Origin of the sequence: Promicromonospora sp. NPDC023987 (assembly GCF_040639055.1) — a bacterium.
Taxonomy (GTDB): Bacteria; Actinomycetota; Actinomycetes; order Actinomycetales; family Cellulomonadaceae; genus Promicromonospora.
This window is the reverse complement of record NZ_JBEZZF010000009.1, coordinates 82,903-96,867: the sequence shown is the minus strand read 5'-3', so window position 1 is coordinate 96,867 and position 13,965 is coordinate 82,903. Positions and strand designations below refer to the sequence as shown.

The window sequence follows — 13,965 nt, the reverse complement described above, 5'->3', positions numbered from 1 at the left end:
GCGCTACTTCACCGACCCCGCCATCAGGCCGCCCACCAGCCGCTTCTCGATAGCCATGAACAGGATGATCACCGGGACGATCGCCACGATCGATACCCCGAACACGTAGTGCCACGAGGTCTCGTACTGGCCGACGAACTTGGTGAGCGCCACCGACAGCGGCTGGTTGCCCGGCGTCGACAGCAGCACCAGCGAGGCCGCGAACTCGTTCCAGGACGCGACGAACGTGAAGATGACTGCTGTCACTATGCCCGGCCAGACGAGCGGGAGGTTGATCTTCGTCAGGACGGCGAAGGTGCCGGCGCCGTCGATCTGTGCCGCCTCGTCGACCTCCTTGGGGATCGCCGCGAAGAAGCTGTGCATGATCCAGACCGCGAACGAGAGGTTGAACGCCGCGTTGACCAGGATCATGGCCGCCCACGTGTCGATGATCCCGATGGCGATGAACTCGCGGAACAGGCCGGAGGTGAGCACCGCCGGCTGGATCATCTGGGTGACGATCACGAGGAACAGGAAGACGAGCCGCCCCCGGAACCGGAACCTCGCCGTGTAGTACGCGGCAGGCAGCGCGACCGCGAGCACGAGCAGCGTGGCGCACAGCGAGATCACCAGGGTCGAGATCACGTTCTGCGCCAGCGGGGTCTCGGGCGTCGACCACATCGTGACGTAGTTCTCCCAGTGCCACTCCGTGGGGAAGTAGGTGGGATCGACCGACCTGATCTCGGCCTTCGTCTTCACCGAGCCGAAGAACATGATCAGGTACGGCAGCAGGAACACCACGACCACGACGAGCCCGGTGAACATGCGGAGCAGGACGGACCCGATGGGCACCTGGTCAGCGGTGTACTTCCGCACCCGCCGCCGGTTGTCCGACGGCGGACGGGTCGCCAGTCGCGGGGCCGTCCCCGATTCGGCGATCGCAGTCATCAGACCTCCTTGAGGGGGCGGACGACCCGCACGTACACGGCCACGATGACGATGACCACGAAGAACGCGATCACGGAGAGTGCACTGGCGAGGTCGATCTGCCGCTGGTTCTGCAGATACTTGAAGATCATGGTCATGATGGTGTCGGCGCTGTAGCCCGGGATGGATCCCGTCATGACCCGCAGGATCGGCAGCGAGTTGAACACGTTGATGATGTTGATCAGCACCGCCACCGACACCGCGCCCCGCAGCTGGGGCAGCACCACGCTGAAGTACGTACGCAGGCCCCCCGCGCCGTCGATGCGCGCCGCCTCGACGGTCTCGCCAGGGACGGACTGCAGCCCGGCGAGGATCGTGTAGGTGGTAAACGGCAGCGACACGAAGATCGCTACCACCATGGCCCACGCGAACGCCGTGACCGGGTGCCGGGTCCAGCCGTAGCCCTCGGGCGACGCGATGAGCCCGACGTCCACCAGGAACGAGTTGATGATGCCGAAGTACGGCTCGAGGCCGTAGTGCACCACCATCGTCGTCATCACGACGCTCGACGCCCACGGCACGATGACGGCCATGCGCACCAGACGACGCCCTGGGAACGACTTGTTCAGCAGCGCGGCGAGGGCGAGCGACCCCACCAGGGTGATGCCGACGACGCCGACCACCCACACGACGGTGCGTCCGAGGATCGGCCAGAAGTACTGGAAGCCGACCACCGTCGCGAAGTTCGCGAGACCTACACCCCCGTCGTCCAGCCCGCTCTGGCTGATGTCGCGCGTCGAGTTCCAAAACATGACGCCCACCGGGAACAGGACCACGGCCGCGATGAGTGCGACCGCGGGCCCGATCCACGGCAGGGCCTTCAACAGGTCCTTCACGAGGCTCCCCGCGCTTTCAGTTCAGCGTTGCGTGTGCGGCGAGCATCAGCCCGCGTCGACCTGCGCCTGGATCTCGGCGAGGGTGTCCTTCGCCGAGGAGTCGCCGGCGAGCTTTCCGAACAGCGCCTTGAACGCGGAGTCCGTGGCGTTCCAGTCCGGGTTGGTGCTCGGGTAGAACTGCGCGTCCGGCAGACCCTCGAGGAACGGGGCGAGCGCCTCGTCGTCGGCCAGCGGCTCCGAGCCGGACAGCGTGGTGGGGAGGAAGCCCTCCGCCTCGACCCACGGGACGTAGACGTCGGCCGAGTACAGGTAGTCGAAGAAGGCGGTGATGGCCTCCTGCTTGTCACCGTCGTTCTGGAACGCCATGAGGTGGTCGGCCACGCCCAGCGTGAACGGGCTGCCGTCCTTGGTGGGGATCGGGTGGATCGAGTACTCGAGCTCCGGGTTGTCGGACTCGATCTGGCCGACGCTCGGCGGCAGGCCGACCTGCATGCCGATCTTGCCCTGGACGAAGATGTCGAAGAGCGGGCTGCGGTCGGACGCACCGGCGTCGGCCTGCGTCGCACCCTCGTCGATCATCTTCTTGGCGAACTCGGCGCCCACGAGGTTCTCGGGGGTGTCGATGGTGATCTGCTCGGCGTCGCCGAACGTTCCGCCGCCGCCCCACAGCCACACAGCTGCCTCGGCCTGCGCCTCCTCGGAGCCGAGCGGCATGCCGTAGCCGGCCACACCGCCGCCGAGCTCCGAGACCTTCTTGGCCGACTCGAGCAGCTCGTCCCAGGTGGCGGGGACCTCGGCGCCCGCCTCCTCGAGGAGCGCGTCGTTGACGAACAGCGCACGGGACGACGCGATCCACGGCAGGCCGTAGGTGGTGCCGTCCACCTGGGCGTTCTCCAGGAACGTGGGCTGGAAGTCGGCGTAGGTCTCGTCGGAGGTGACGTCCTCGACCGGGTACAGCAGCTCTTCGGCGGCGAAGCCGGCGAACGGGCCGCCGTTGTAGATGTCCGGCGCGTCGCCGCCCTGGATCTTCGTCGCGATGACGGACTCGAGGTTGTCCCACGACTCGACCTGGAGGTTGACGTTGACGTCCGGGTTCGCTTCTTCGAAGCCGGTGATCACGTCTTCCCAGAGACCCTGGGTCGCGTCGGAGTAGCTGGGGACGAGCAGGTCGAGGGTGGCTCCGTCGCCGCTCTCTTCACCGCTCGACCCGCCGAACCCGCAGGCCGTCAGTCCCGTTGTCGCGGCAAGCGTGATCGCCATGATCCCGCCGAGCCTCTTGTACTGAGCCATTACCGTCCCTCTCCTTCGTGGTGGTGCAGGTCACGTTTGCACCTGCTCCCGAATCTGTCAACAGTTCTAACAAACCTGTGACCCAGGGGTGACATGGTGCTGCGAGGCCACCGCGAGAACCGGAAAAACGGCACCAAAAAGGGCCGCAGCGCGCGGCTGCGGCCCTTCTACGGGACGTCTGGAAACTGGTCGGCGAGGCCGCTCAGCGTTCGGTGGCGCCGATCATCGGCAGGCCGAACGACAGGCCGACGACGAGGATGCCGCCGACGAACAGATACGGCGACGACGCGTCGGCGCCGATGGAACCGATGGCCATCAGCGCGAACCCACCGATGAACAGTGCGAAGCACCCGAGCACCCGGACCAACAGAGTCGCCGTGGGCTCCTGCTTCTGCCTACGGGCCACCTCGAAATCACTCATGAGGCAAATCTACCGCCCTCTCGGCGTGCACTGACGGCCAGCTCGCCGACCAGCCCGTTGACCGTGACGGTCACGACGGCCTCACCGGCCCGCAGCGCCGTCAGCTCGTGCGTGTCCGGGTCGAGCGCGAACACCGCGCCGCGCGGGCAGCCGCGCAGAGCGGCGCGGCCGCTCCGCTCCGTGGTGCACACCCGCTCGCCACCCCAGGCCGAAGACACCGGCCACGCGACCGGCACCTCACGCGTCCCGTCCTGCGCGACGACGGCGCGCACGCCCGCCGACTCACCGACGTCGAGCGACCGGGGGCCGGAGACCGTGACCTGCTCGGCGCGCGTGTTGACCTCCCAGCTCAGCCACTGTCCCGGTGCCCGGACGCCCGACGCCGGACGGAGACCCAGCATCGACCAGCCGGTGAAACCGCCGTCGGACGGCGTGCTCGCCGGACTCTTGCCGGAGTTGCCGTTGATCAGGTAGGGGACGCCATCCTGTGTGCTCGCGTGGAAGACGCCGACGTGCGAGCCCACCGCGGCGATCGACTTGCCGGTCGTCTCCCGGAAGTCCTCGAACCAGCCGCGCAGCGTGTCGGCCTCGAGGCGATCGGTGAGCTGGCTGGCCTTGGTCGGCAGCGGGTCGTCCAGCGGATGGTGGGCGAACACCACGACGCCGGTGACCGAGCGGTCCGTGGCGGCGTCGTCCAGGGCGTCACGCAGCATCTGCACCTGCGCGAAGTCGGCGCCCAGGCGGCCGGCCGACGAGTCGAGCATGACCAGCCGCGTGGTCCCACCGGTGGTCGAGCCTGTCGAGACCCGGCCCGGCGTCGGCACGTCGAGCACCCGGGTCCGGTCACCGAACTCCTCCTCGAAGTTCGTGATCGAACCCCCCATGATCTCGTGGTTGCCGGGCACGTAGTACCAGGGGAAGTCCGCACCGGCGAGCTCCTCGGTGAGGATGCGCCGGGCGAGGTCGAAGTCCTCCGGCGCGGCCTCGTCGACCAGGTCGCCGTTGATGACCAGGAGGTCCGGGTCGTCGGCGACGATCTCGCGAAGGGCGTCGCGTGCGCCGGCCACCGCCCCGGACTCGGGGTCGCGTGCCACGAACTGGGCGTCCGACAGCACAGCCACCCGCAGCGGGGCCCCATCGGTGGCGCCGTCGGCGGCCACCGTCGGGTCCTCGACCCGGGGTGTCTCCGGGGCGTCCACGGCGGGCGGGACCTGCGCGGCGACCCGGGAGAACCTCAGGCCGCCGGAGTACTGCTCGCCCGCCGTCGTCTCCAGGGCGCGGATCCGCTGCAGCCGCAGGGGGAACGCGACGCCGTCGGGCACCGGGAAGGTGACCTGGCGCCATCCGGTCCAGGTGACCTCCGGACCGTCGAGCTGCGTGACCACACCGTCGCCCTGGCGCACCTGCAGCCGCAGCCAGGCCCCGTTGCCGTCGCCGTCCACCCACATGCTGACCGCGCGGGGTGAGCCGGGCAGCTCACGTCCGCCCGCCCCGGTCTCCGGCAGCACCGCGTACTGGCCGCGCGTCGCCGTGGACTGCGTGAAGTCGTACGTCATCCGCAGGCCGGCCGCACCGTCGTACCCGTCGACCGGGGTCACCGAGCCGCCGGGTGCTCGGGCGTGCGCCGACGTCCAGGAGGCGGCGTCGGCGAAGTCCGCGACCACGTCCTCCTCCAGGCTGACGGTCACCGCGACCTCGGTCGTCAGGTCCTCTCCGTCCGGGCCTGCCACCGACAGCTCGAAGGTGGTGCCGCCGACCGGCGCGAGCGCGCGGACCTCGAAGGACCCGTCGGCCACGGGCACGAGCTCGGCAACGGGGGTCTCAGCAGGCTCGGCCACCGAGACCGTGACGTCTCGCGCCTCGATCGGCGCGGCGAAGCCCCGGGCGTCGTAGCCGGTCAGCACCAGCGGCGCGGTCGCCTCGGCGTCGTCCAGCGCGATGACCGGGGTCTCCACGCCGGTCCGGACCAGTTCTCCGAGCACCTCGATCTCCGTGGTGCCGGTGGCGAGGCCGGAACGGCCGAGGGAGGCGGCCGTGACGACCGTGCTGCCGGGCTTCCGGCCGGTCACCACACCGTCACGCACCGACGCGACCGACCCGTTGCGCGTGCGCCACGAGGACGGCCCGGCGTCGACCGGGCCCATGGCGTCGTCGTACCCCTTGCCGACCAGGGTGCGGTGCAGACTGGGGAAGACCCGGTCGGCGTCGGCCGCGGGGACCGTGGTCCGTACGTCGAACGCCGCGACGCGGCCCGATCCGGCCGGCACGAACAGGCCGAGGCCGTTCGCGTCGGAGCGCTCGTAGCCGTCGGACGGGCTGTTCAGGATCGTGGTGTTCGTGTCGCCGGGCATGCGGGCGACCATCTCGGACGAGCCTCCGCCGTCGAGGTTGATCGCGTCGTCGGCGCCGAGCTGCGCCATGAGCTCGCCCAGCTCGTAGAGGTTCATGCCGGCGCTGTGGGACTGGCGGCCGTCGACCACCACGAAGTACGCACGGTTGCCGGTCTCGTCGAAGCCGACGGCGGTGCGCGGGTGCCGCAGCTCGACGTGGTCGCCCGTGGCGGACGTGACCTCGCCGTCCTCCAGGAGCGGGTCCTCAGGTCCGCCGCCGATGGCGACCGCGACGTCGCCCGCGTCCTCCCGCAGGCCGTAGGTGAGGTCGACGTGGTCGCCCGGCCTCAGGCTCGCAAGCGCCTCGGCCGCGGCGCCGGGCCGCGCCACGATGGCGCGCGTCCCGTCCGGCAGCTGCCCGTCGCCCGGCTGGCCGACGGCGGTGACGGTTCCCTCGGCATCGACCGTCACCTCGACGCCCTGCTCCCCCGCGGCCAACGGGCGTGTCCGGGTGAAGGTGCCCCAGCCGGCGTCGTACACGGCGACACCGCCGGCGGGCAGCGCGGTCACGTTGAGGCCGCTGACCGGCACCTGTTCCGTCGAGCCGCCGCCGGTCGAGCCGCCGCCGGTCGAGCCTGTCGAGACCTCCCAGCTCACGGAGCCCTCGAGAAAGAGCTGCGCGAGCCGTCCCACGCCGCGCTGCCCTGAGTCCGTCGAAGAAGCGGCGGACCCGAACACGACCGAGCGCTCCCGGCCGGGTGACGCGGACTTGAGCAGCGTGCCGTCGTCGACGGCCGCGCCGAGCGCCGCACCCGAGTTGTTGATGTCGAAGTAGTCGCCGTTCACCGCGGCGATCGCGCCGCGGGAGGCGGCCATCTCGGAGACGGTGGCGTTGCCCGCCACGTGGTCGGGGCCGACATAGCCGACCCGCACCTTTCCCGGCCGCGCTGCTCCGGCTCCTGACGGGCCGAGATCCGCGACCAGCACCTCGCCGCTGAGCCAGCCGTCCGCGCTCATCCGCGCGAACCGCGTGAGCTCCAGCCCGGGTGCGATGCGCTGTTCGTCCCGACGCGTGACGATGGCATTACCTTCGTCGTCGAGTGGGAGATGGGTGACATCTTGCGAAATTTTGACGGCCCGGCCGGTGTGCAGCGGACCTCTCGCAAACGGTGTCGGAGCCGTCAGCGCGGTGCCGCTGCGGGGTACGTCCTCGGGGCCGGGACCCGGTGCGGCAGCGGCATCGACTGCCGGCGCAACGAGCAGAGCCATGGTGATTACGCTGGTCAGCGCGTTGGTCAAGGTTCTGCGCAGCGTCGTCGCCGACGCCGTGGGCAGCACTCGTCGCATGCTTGTTCCTTCTGGGGGCTCGGGGGGAGCGTGCTGCGGCAGCGTTGCGCGGCGAGGTTATGACCCGGCGGCGGGGGTGTGAATAGTGAAGGAACCGCAATGATGTTCGCTGAGCGCGAAACATGGGCGAGTTCGGGTGACACTACGATGCGATCGTGGCAAACACGTCCCCCGCCTTCGACCAGCGACCCGCCCGTGTGCGCACGGACTGGGGTATCTCCGGCGCGCTCGCCCTGACCGCTACGGATGCGCGCTCGACGCTCGTGGTCGTCGTGGACGTGCTGACCTTCTCCACAACGGTCACCGTCGCGTGCGAGCAGGGTGCCGGGGTCTATCCGTTCCCGTACCACGACCCCGCCGGGGCGGCCCGCCTCGCGCGCACGATGCGCGCAGCTCTCGCCGGCCCGCGGTGGGAGGACGGCATCAGCATCTCCCCTGCGTCCCTGCAGGACCTCGACGCCGAACGCCTCGTGATCCCGTCGCCCAGCGCCGCCCAGATCTGCCACACCATCGCCAACCGCGGCGCCCTCATCGTCGCGGGCAGCCTGCGCAACGCGAAGGCCGTGGCCGGCCTTGCCGCGGCACACCTGGACGCGTCCGACAAGCACGACGTCGTGCTCGTCCCCGTGGGCGAGCGCTGGCCCGACGACACGTTGCGTCCCGCCCTCGAGGACTACCTCGCCGTCGGAGCCATCGCGGCGCGGCTCACCGCGATGCTGCCCACCGTCAGCCTCTCCCCCGAGACCGCGGCGACCATCACCCTGTGGAAGGGCACCCGGGACACCGTGGACTCCGTCGGTGGCACCGCGAGCGGTCGCGAGCTGCTCGATTCCGGGTTCGCCGACGATGTCACGATCGCCACCGAGGTGGACGTGACAGACGTGGTGCCGGTGCTGATGGACGGCGCGTTCGTGCCCCTCGGTCACCGGGTCGCCGCGGCTCGCAACCGCAGGGGCGTTCCCACGGGCGTGCGCTGACCGCCTGGCGAGGCAGAGCTAGCTCGGCGAGAGGCGCTGGGCCAGTGCCGTCACGATCTGGACGTCACCGTCCAGCCACGGCACGTCGTCCAGCTCGGCCGCCGTCAGCCAGCGCAGCTCGTCGTGGTCCTCCAGCGGTTCGGGAACACCCTGCCGCAACCGCGTGAACCACACGCGCATCCGGTGCTTGGTGGTGATCGGCCACGCGCCGCCGTCGGGCCCTGGTAGCTCGGCACCGACGGCCACCGTCACGCCGAGCTCCTCGACGAGCTCACGACGCAGCGCCGCCAGATGTTCCTCGCCCGGCTCCACCTTGCCGCCCGGGAACTCCCACCGACCGGCGAGCGCCGCCGGGGCCGAGCGGCGGGCGGCGAGCAGCCGGGTGGGATGGTCCAGGTCGTCCACGATCACCGCGGCGACCACGTCGATGAGGGTCTCCTGCATGCCGAGCAGTCTTCCACCCGGCGACCGACACCCGGCGACCGACACAGAACGACGACGGCACCTCTGGGGATGGGCGCCGTCGTCGTTGGACCTGTCTGTGTCAGTCAGCGATCTGGAACTCGTTCGCCTTGGCAATCGCCTCCGCACGTGAGGACACGCCGAGCTTGCGGTAGACACTACGAACCTGCGTCTTCACCGTGTTACGGGTGACGTACAGGCGTCGAGCAATCTGCTCGAGCGTGGCGTCCTCAGTGAGGTTCGCCAGGATTACCCGCTCGCGGCGGGTGAGGCTGGGTACACGGTGGTCAAGGGTCATCGCAGTCATGATCGGTTTCCTCCACACAGCGGCCGGTTCTGGGGTTCCGACCTACGGTTGCTGCTACGAGATAAAGCGCCCCGCACGGAGTTCATGACGCAGTTCTGGACGAAGTTTTTTACTGTTACCGTTCCGAGACCAAACCGCCCCGCAGATCCGCACGAGGCGGCCTGCGAGGCGGTCCGACGCCGGGTCCGAGAACGGCGGCGGTCAGCTCCCGGTGTGGGCTGCGTACTGGGCCGCGGTGAGCAGCTCGCCCGCGCCGGTGACCTCGACCTTGAAGAGCCAGCCCTTGCCGTACGGGTCCTGGTTCACGAGCTCGGGGTTGTCCACCGCCTCGGCGTTCACCTCGGTGATGGTGCCGCTCACCGGGGTGTACAGCTCGGAGACCGACTTGGTGGACTCGATCTCGCCCACCACGGCGCCCGCCTCGACGGTGGCTCCGACGTCGGGGAGCTCCAGGTAGACAACGTCACCGAGCGCTTCGGCCGCGACGTCGGTCACGCCGATGACGGCGGGCGTGGACTCGTCGAGCCATTCGTGCTCGGTCGTGTACTTGAGGTTCTCGGGAAAGTCGGCCATGACAGCTCCTTGCACGTTTCGGATGGGGATACCGGTGGCCGAGCCACCGTTGGTTCAGTTCTGGGGACGACGGTAGAACGGCATGGGCACCACCACGAACGGTTCGGCCCGGCCGCGCACGTCGACCGCGAGCTCCGAGCCCTCCGCCGACACCTCGGGCGTCACGTAGGCCATCGCGATCGGGTGGCCGAGCGTGGGCGACGGCGCGCCCGAGGTCACCCGGCCGACGACCGTGCCCGGTTCGGTGCCGGCACCCCGGCGCACGACGTCGTAGTCGGCGCGAGCGGGGCGCCGGCCCTCGCCGCGCAGCCCCACCAGCACACGAGCGGGCGCCGACTCCTTGCGGGCGGCCAGGGCGTCCCGGCCGACGAAGGGGAGCGGCGTGCCGTCGTCGGACACCTTGTCGAGGCGCACCACGCGCCCCATCCCCGCCTCGAAGGGCGTGGTCGTGGTGTCGAGCTCGTGGCCGTAGAGCGGCATGCCGGCCTCCAGGCGCAGCGAGTCGCGCGCGGAGAGGCCTGCCGGGACCAGCCCGAGAGGCTCGCCCGCGGTGAGCAGCGCACGCCACAGCGCGACCGCCTTGTCCGCGGAGACCCAGATCTCGAACCCGTCCTCGCCCGTGTACCCCGTGCGGCCCACCAGCACGGGCTCGCCCTCGAAGCGCATGCGCAGGCAGGCGTAGTACTTCAGGTCGGCGAACGCGGTGCCGCCCGAGATCTCGGCGTCCTCCACGAGGCCTGCGGTGGCGAGCATGATCTCGGCGGCCCGCGGACCCTGCACGGCGATCAGTGCCTGACCGGCCTGCACGTCCTTGAGCACCACGTCGAAGTCGGCAGTGCGCTCCTGGAGCTTCCCGAGGACGAGCTCCGCGTTGGCGGCGTTCGCGATGACCGAGTACTCTCCGGCGGCGAGGCGGTAGACGATCAGGTCGTCCAGCACGCTGCCGTCCTCGGCGCAGATCATCGAGTAGCGCGCGCCCATCTCGCGGACCTTGGAGATGTACCCGACGAGCGCGTGGTCGAGGAACGCGGCGGCGTCGGGCCCGGTCACCTTGATGTTGCCCATGTGCGACAGGTCGAACAGGCCGGCGGCCTCGCGCACCGCTCGGTGCTCGGCCAGGTCGGACGTGTACCGCAGCGGCATGAGCCAGCCGCCGAAGGGCGTCATCGAGGCGCCGAGCGCCACGTGCTCCTCGTGGAGCGGGGTCTTGCGGTCCTCACCCATCGAAAAATCCTCTCGTCTGCCCGTTGTCAGAAGGAGAGGTCACCGGGGCGACCTGTGTGTCTGACACGTGCGGGGTCGTCTGACGGCTCACTCGGCGTAGGACTCGATCGGCGGGCAGGAGCACACCAGGTTGCGGTCGCCCTTGGCCCCGTCGATGCGGCGCACCGGCGGCCAGTACTTGTTCGCGCGGAGCGACGCCACGGGGAACGCGGCCAGCTCGCGCGGGTACGGCTTGTCCCACTTGTCTGTCATGAGGGACGCCGCCGTGTGCGGTGCCCCGCGCAGCGGCGAGTCCTCGGCGCTCCAGCGGCCCGCGGCGACGGCGTCGATCTCGCCGCGGATGGCGATCATCGCGGTGATGAACCGGTCGAGCTCCGCCAGGTCCTCGGACTCCGTCGGCTCCACCATGAGCGTTCCCGGTACCGGGAACGCGAGGGTCGGCGCGTGGAAGCCGTAGTCCATGAGTCGCTTCGAGACGTCCTCCGCGGTCACACCCGTCTCTGCGGTGATCTTGCGGAGGTCGAGGATGCACTCGTGGGCGACCAGCCCGTTCGGACCCGTGTACAGCACGGGGAAGTACGGGTCGAGGCGCGAGGCCACGTAGTTCGCCGTCAGGACGGCGGCCTTGGTCGCCTCGGTCAGCCCGTCCGGCCCCATCAGGGCCACGTAGGCGTACGAGATCGGGAGGATGCCGGCGGAGCCGTACCGCGTCGAGGCCACGGGCGTGCCTGTCCCCCCGGCGGTCGAGCCTGTCGAGACCCCCGGCGTCGGGTCGCCCGGCAGGAACGGCACGAGGTGCTCCGCCACCGCGACCGGCCCCACACCGGGGCCGCCGCCCCCGTGCGGGATGCAGAACGTCTTGTGCAGGTTCAGGTGCGAGACATCGCCGCCGAACTCGCCCGGCCGTGCCAGGCCCACCAGGGCGTTCAGGTTCGCGCCGTCGATGTAGACCTGACCGCCGGCGTCGTGCACCAGGTCACAGACCTCGCGTACGTGCTCCTCGTACACGCCGTGCGTGGACGGGTAGGTGATCATGATCCCCGCAACCTGCTGCCCGTGCTTCTCGAGCTTGGCACGCAGGTCGTCCAGCAGGATCTCGCCGTCGTCCGCCGTCGCCACCACCACCACCCGCAGGCCCGCGAGCGCCGCCGACGCCGCGTTCGTGCCGTGCGCCGACGCCGGGATCAGCACGATGTCGCGCCCCTCGTCGCCGCGCGACGCGTGGTAGCCCTTGATCGCGAGCAGGCCGGCGAACTCGCCCTGGCTGCCCGCGTTGGGCTGGAGCGAGACCGCCGCGTAGCCGGTGATCTCGGCGAGCTGCTGCTCCAGTGCGGTGACCAGCTCCGTGTAGCCCTCTGTCTGGTCGACGGGGGCGTACGGGTGGATGTCCGCGAAGCCGGGCCAGGAGATGGCCTCCATCTCGGCGGTGGCGTTGAGCTTCATGGTGCAGGAGCCCAGCGGGATCATGGTGCGGTCCAGCGCGAGGTCCTTGTCGGAGAGCTTGCGCAGGTAGCGGAGCATGCTGGTCTCGGAGCGGTGTGTGTGGAAGATCGGGTGGGTGAGGTAGTTCGTTTCTCGCTTCAGTCCGGCGGGGAAGTCGGCGAACGCTCGCGCGGGAGCGTTCACGGGCGCCAGGGCGCCCTCCACTTCGGGAACAGATACTCCCGCGCGAGCATTCGCCGACTTCCCCGCCTCTGCGTTCGGCTCCAGACCCAGGGTGGTGAGGAGGGTGGTGGCGACCGTCTCGATATCGGACTGTGTCGTCGTCTCGTCGGTGGAGATCTGGATGTGGTTCTTGTCCGGGACGTAGAGGTTGTAGCCCGCCTCGGCTGCCGCGGCCGCTGCCTCCTTCGCCTTGCCGGGGACGTTCAGGCGGATCGTGTCGAAGAAGGTGTCGTGCTCGATCTCGACACCCGCCGCCGTCAGTGCTCCGGCCAGGTCTGCCGCGTGCTGGTGGACGCGGGTTGCTATTGCCTTGAGGCCCTCCGGGCCGTGGTAGACCGCGTACATGCTGGCGACGATGGCCAGCAGCGCCTGGGCGGTGCAGATGTTGCTCGTGGCCTTCTCGCGGCGGATGTGCTGCTCGCGGGTGGCCAGCGCCAGGCGGTAGCCGGAGGCGCCGTCGACGTCGATGGAGACACCGACGAGGCGGCCGGGCAGCTGGCGCTCCAGGCCCTTCTTGACCGCCATGTAGGCGGCGTGCGGACCGCCGTAGAACAGGGGGACGCCGAAGCGCTGCGCGGAGCCCACCGAGATGTCGGCGCCGAGCTCGCCCGGGCTCGCCAGGAGCGTCAGGGCGAGCAGGTCGGTGGCGATAGTGACGAGCGCGCCGGACTCCTTGGCCTCGGCGATCACACCGCGCGCGTCGATCACCCGGCCCGACGCGCCGGCCTGCTGCACCACGAGGCCGACCAAGGGACCCGCGGGCAGCTCGGCGGGCAGACCTGCGTGGAGGCCCTCGCTGAGGTCGGCCACCACCACCGGGAGGCCGATCGCCTCGGCGCGGCCCTGCGCCACGGCGAGCGACTGGCCGAACAGGTCGGCGTCCAGGACGACGTACCCCTCCTTGGCCTTCGACGCGCGCCACATCAGAGCGACGGCCTCGGCGACGGCGCTCGCCTCGTCGAGCAGAGAGGCGTTCGCGATCTCGAGCCCGGTGAGGTCCTCCACAGCGGTCTGGAAGTTGAGGAGTGCCTCGAGCCGGCCCTGGCTGATCTCCGGCTGGTACGGCGTGTAGGCCGTGTACCAGGCGGGTGACTCGAGCACGTTGCGGCGGATGACGGCGGGCGTGTGCGTGCCGTAGAAGCCCTGGCCGATCAACTGCGTCTTGACCTGGTTCTTCCCCGCGAGCTCACGCAGATGGGCGAGCACCTCGGGCTCCGTGCGGGCGGCCGGCAGGTTCAGCGGCGCCTGGCTGCGGATCGCCTTCGGGACCGCCCGGTCGACGAGGGTGTCCATGGTGTCGATGCCCAGCTGGTCCAGCATGGTGCTGACCTCGCGGCCGCGCGGGCCGAGATGCCGGTCGGCAAAGACGTCGGGATTGTGGGGCGTGCTCACGGCGGGCTCCTGGCTGTCCGAGGGCGTGGGGACGACTGCGGTCCCTCCCCGCTCTGTCATCGGACGCCCTGCCCGCTCGCGGGCGTGCGTCTACCTGAGAGTTTTGCCGGTCCGCCGTGATCCTGCCCGGAGGTCCGGGAGGGGATCGGGACGCGCCGACTTGCACCGTCGGTGG

11 protein-coding genes are annotated in these 13,965 nt (G+C 70.2%); 1 reads left to right on the top strand and 10 read right to left on the bottom strand.

Features of this window, described 5'->3' with window-relative positions:
* Positions 1 to 3 precede the first annotated feature (3 nt).
* The 5 genes from AB0F40_RS06840 to AB0F40_RS06820 all read right to left on the bottom strand — a co-directional run bounded on the left by AB0F40_RS06840 (position 4) and on the right by AB0F40_RS06820 (position 7,190).
* Positions 4 to 927, bottom strand: a complete 924-nt coding sequence (locus tag AB0F40_RS06840) for a carbohydrate ABC transporter permease (protein ID WP_357465369.1) — start codon at positions 925 to 927, stop codon at positions 4 to 6.
* On the bottom strand, positions 927 to 1,802 hold the full coding sequence (locus tag AB0F40_RS06835; RefSeq protein ID WP_357465368.1) for a sugar ABC transporter permease: 876 nt from the start codon (positions 1,800 to 1,802) through the stop codon (positions 927 to 929). Before AB0F40_RS06835 ends, AB0F40_RS06840 begins: the two co-directional genes overlap by 1 nt.
* Positions 1,803 to 1,847: 45 nt before the next feature.
* Positions 1,848 to 3,092: an extracellular solute-binding protein gene (locus AB0F40_RS06830; protein ID WP_357465367.1), complete on the bottom strand. Its 1,245-nt coding sequence runs from the start codon at positions 3,090 to 3,092 to the stop codon at positions 1,848 to 1,850.
* Positions 3,093 to 3,294: 202 nt separating this feature from the next.
* Complete coding sequence (locus AB0F40_RS06825) at positions 3,295 to 3,513, bottom strand: hypothetical protein (protein ID WP_253874006.1); 219 nt, start codon at positions 3,511 to 3,513, stop codon at positions 3,295 to 3,297.
* Positions 3,510 to 7,190 carry a phosphodiester glycosidase family protein gene (locus AB0F40_RS06820; protein WP_357465366.1) on the bottom strand — a complete coding sequence of 1,227 codons (3,681 nt, stop codon included), beginning with the start codon at positions 7,188 to 7,190 and terminating at the stop codon, positions 3,510 to 3,512. Before AB0F40_RS06820 ends, AB0F40_RS06825 begins: the two co-directional genes overlap by 4 nt.
* Positions 7,191 to 7,345: 155 nt before the next feature.
* On the opposite strand from AB0F40_RS06820, the gene AB0F40_RS06815 reads away from it, so the two are divergent.
* Positions 7,346 to 8,167: a 2-phosphosulfolactate phosphatase gene (locus AB0F40_RS06815; RefSeq protein ID WP_357465365.1), complete on the top strand. Its 822-nt coding sequence runs from the start codon at positions 7,346 to 7,348 to the stop codon at positions 8,165 to 8,167.
* 18 nt (positions 8,168 to 8,185) lie between these two features.
* Here AB0F40_RS06815 and AB0F40_RS06810 read toward each other — a convergent pair whose 3' ends face one another.
* The 5 genes from AB0F40_RS06810 to gcvP form a co-directional block, all read right to left on the bottom strand.
* Positions 8,186 to 8,611 (bottom strand): (deoxy)nucleoside triphosphate pyrophosphohydrolase, encoded by a 426-nt coding sequence (locus AB0F40_RS06810; protein WP_357465364.1) that lies wholly within the window; start codon positions 8,609 to 8,611, stop codon positions 8,186 to 8,188.
* Between the two features lie 100 nt (positions 8,612 to 8,711).
* Complete coding sequence (locus tag AB0F40_RS06805; RefSeq protein WP_129789475.1) at positions 8,712 to 8,936, bottom strand: helix-turn-helix transcriptional regulator; 225 nt, start codon at positions 8,934 to 8,936, stop codon at positions 8,712 to 8,714.
* Positions 8,937 to 9,137: 201 nt separating this feature from the next.
* Positions 9,138 to 9,509 carry a glycine cleavage system protein GcvH gene (gene gcvH / locus AB0F40_RS06800; RefSeq protein ID WP_357465363.1) on the bottom strand — a complete coding sequence of 124 codons (372 nt, stop codon included), beginning with the start codon at positions 9,507 to 9,509 and terminating at the stop codon, positions 9,138 to 9,140.
* A gap of 54 nt (positions 9,510 to 9,563) precedes the next feature.
* Positions 9,564 to 10,733, bottom strand: a complete 1,170-nt coding sequence (gcvT, locus tag AB0F40_RS06795; RefSeq protein ID WP_357465362.1) for a glycine cleavage system aminomethyltransferase GcvT — start codon at positions 10,731 to 10,733, stop codon at positions 9,564 to 9,566.
* A gap of 87 nt (positions 10,734 to 10,820) precedes the next feature.
* Positions 10,821 to 13,790: an aminomethyl-transferring glycine dehydrogenase gene (gene gcvP / locus AB0F40_RS06790; RefSeq protein ID WP_357465361.1), complete on the bottom strand. Its 2,970-nt coding sequence runs from the start codon at positions 13,788 to 13,790 to the stop codon at positions 10,821 to 10,823.
* Positions 13,791 to 13,965: the final 175 nt, after the last annotated feature.

Bases quoted from the DNA above. Each gene is read 5' to 3' on its own strand.
- AB0F40_RS06840 (WP_357465369.1), bottom strand. From the start codon at position 927: ATGACTGCGATCGCCGAATCGGGGACGGCCCCGCGACTGGCGACCCGT.
- AB0F40_RS06830 (WP_357465367.1), bottom strand. From the start codon at position 3,092: ATGGCTCAGTACAAGAGGCTCGGCGGGATCATGGCGATCACGCTTGCC.
- AB0F40_RS06825 (WP_253874006.1), bottom strand. From the start codon at position 3,513: ATGAGTGATTTCGAGGTGGCCCGTAGGCAGAAGCAGGAGCCCACGGCG.
- AB0F40_RS06820 (WP_357465366.1), bottom strand. From the start codon at position 7,190: ATGCGACGAGTGCTGCCCACGGCGTCGGCGACGACGCTGCGCAGAACC.
- AB0F40_RS06810 (WP_357465364.1), bottom strand. From the start codon at position 8,611: ATGCAGGAGACCCTCATCGACGTGGTCGCCGCGGTGATCGTGGACGAC.
- AB0F40_RS06805 (WP_129789475.1), bottom strand. From the start codon at position 8,936: ATGACTGCGATGACCCTTGACCACCGTGTACCCAGCCTCACCCGCCGC.
- gcvH (WP_357465363.1), bottom strand. From the start codon at position 9,509: ATGGCCGACTTTCCCGAGAACCTCAAGTACACGACCGAGCACGAATGG.
- gcvT (WP_357465362.1), bottom strand. From the start codon at position 10,733: ATGGGTGAGGACCGCAAGACCCCGCTCCACGAGGAGCACGTGGCGCTC.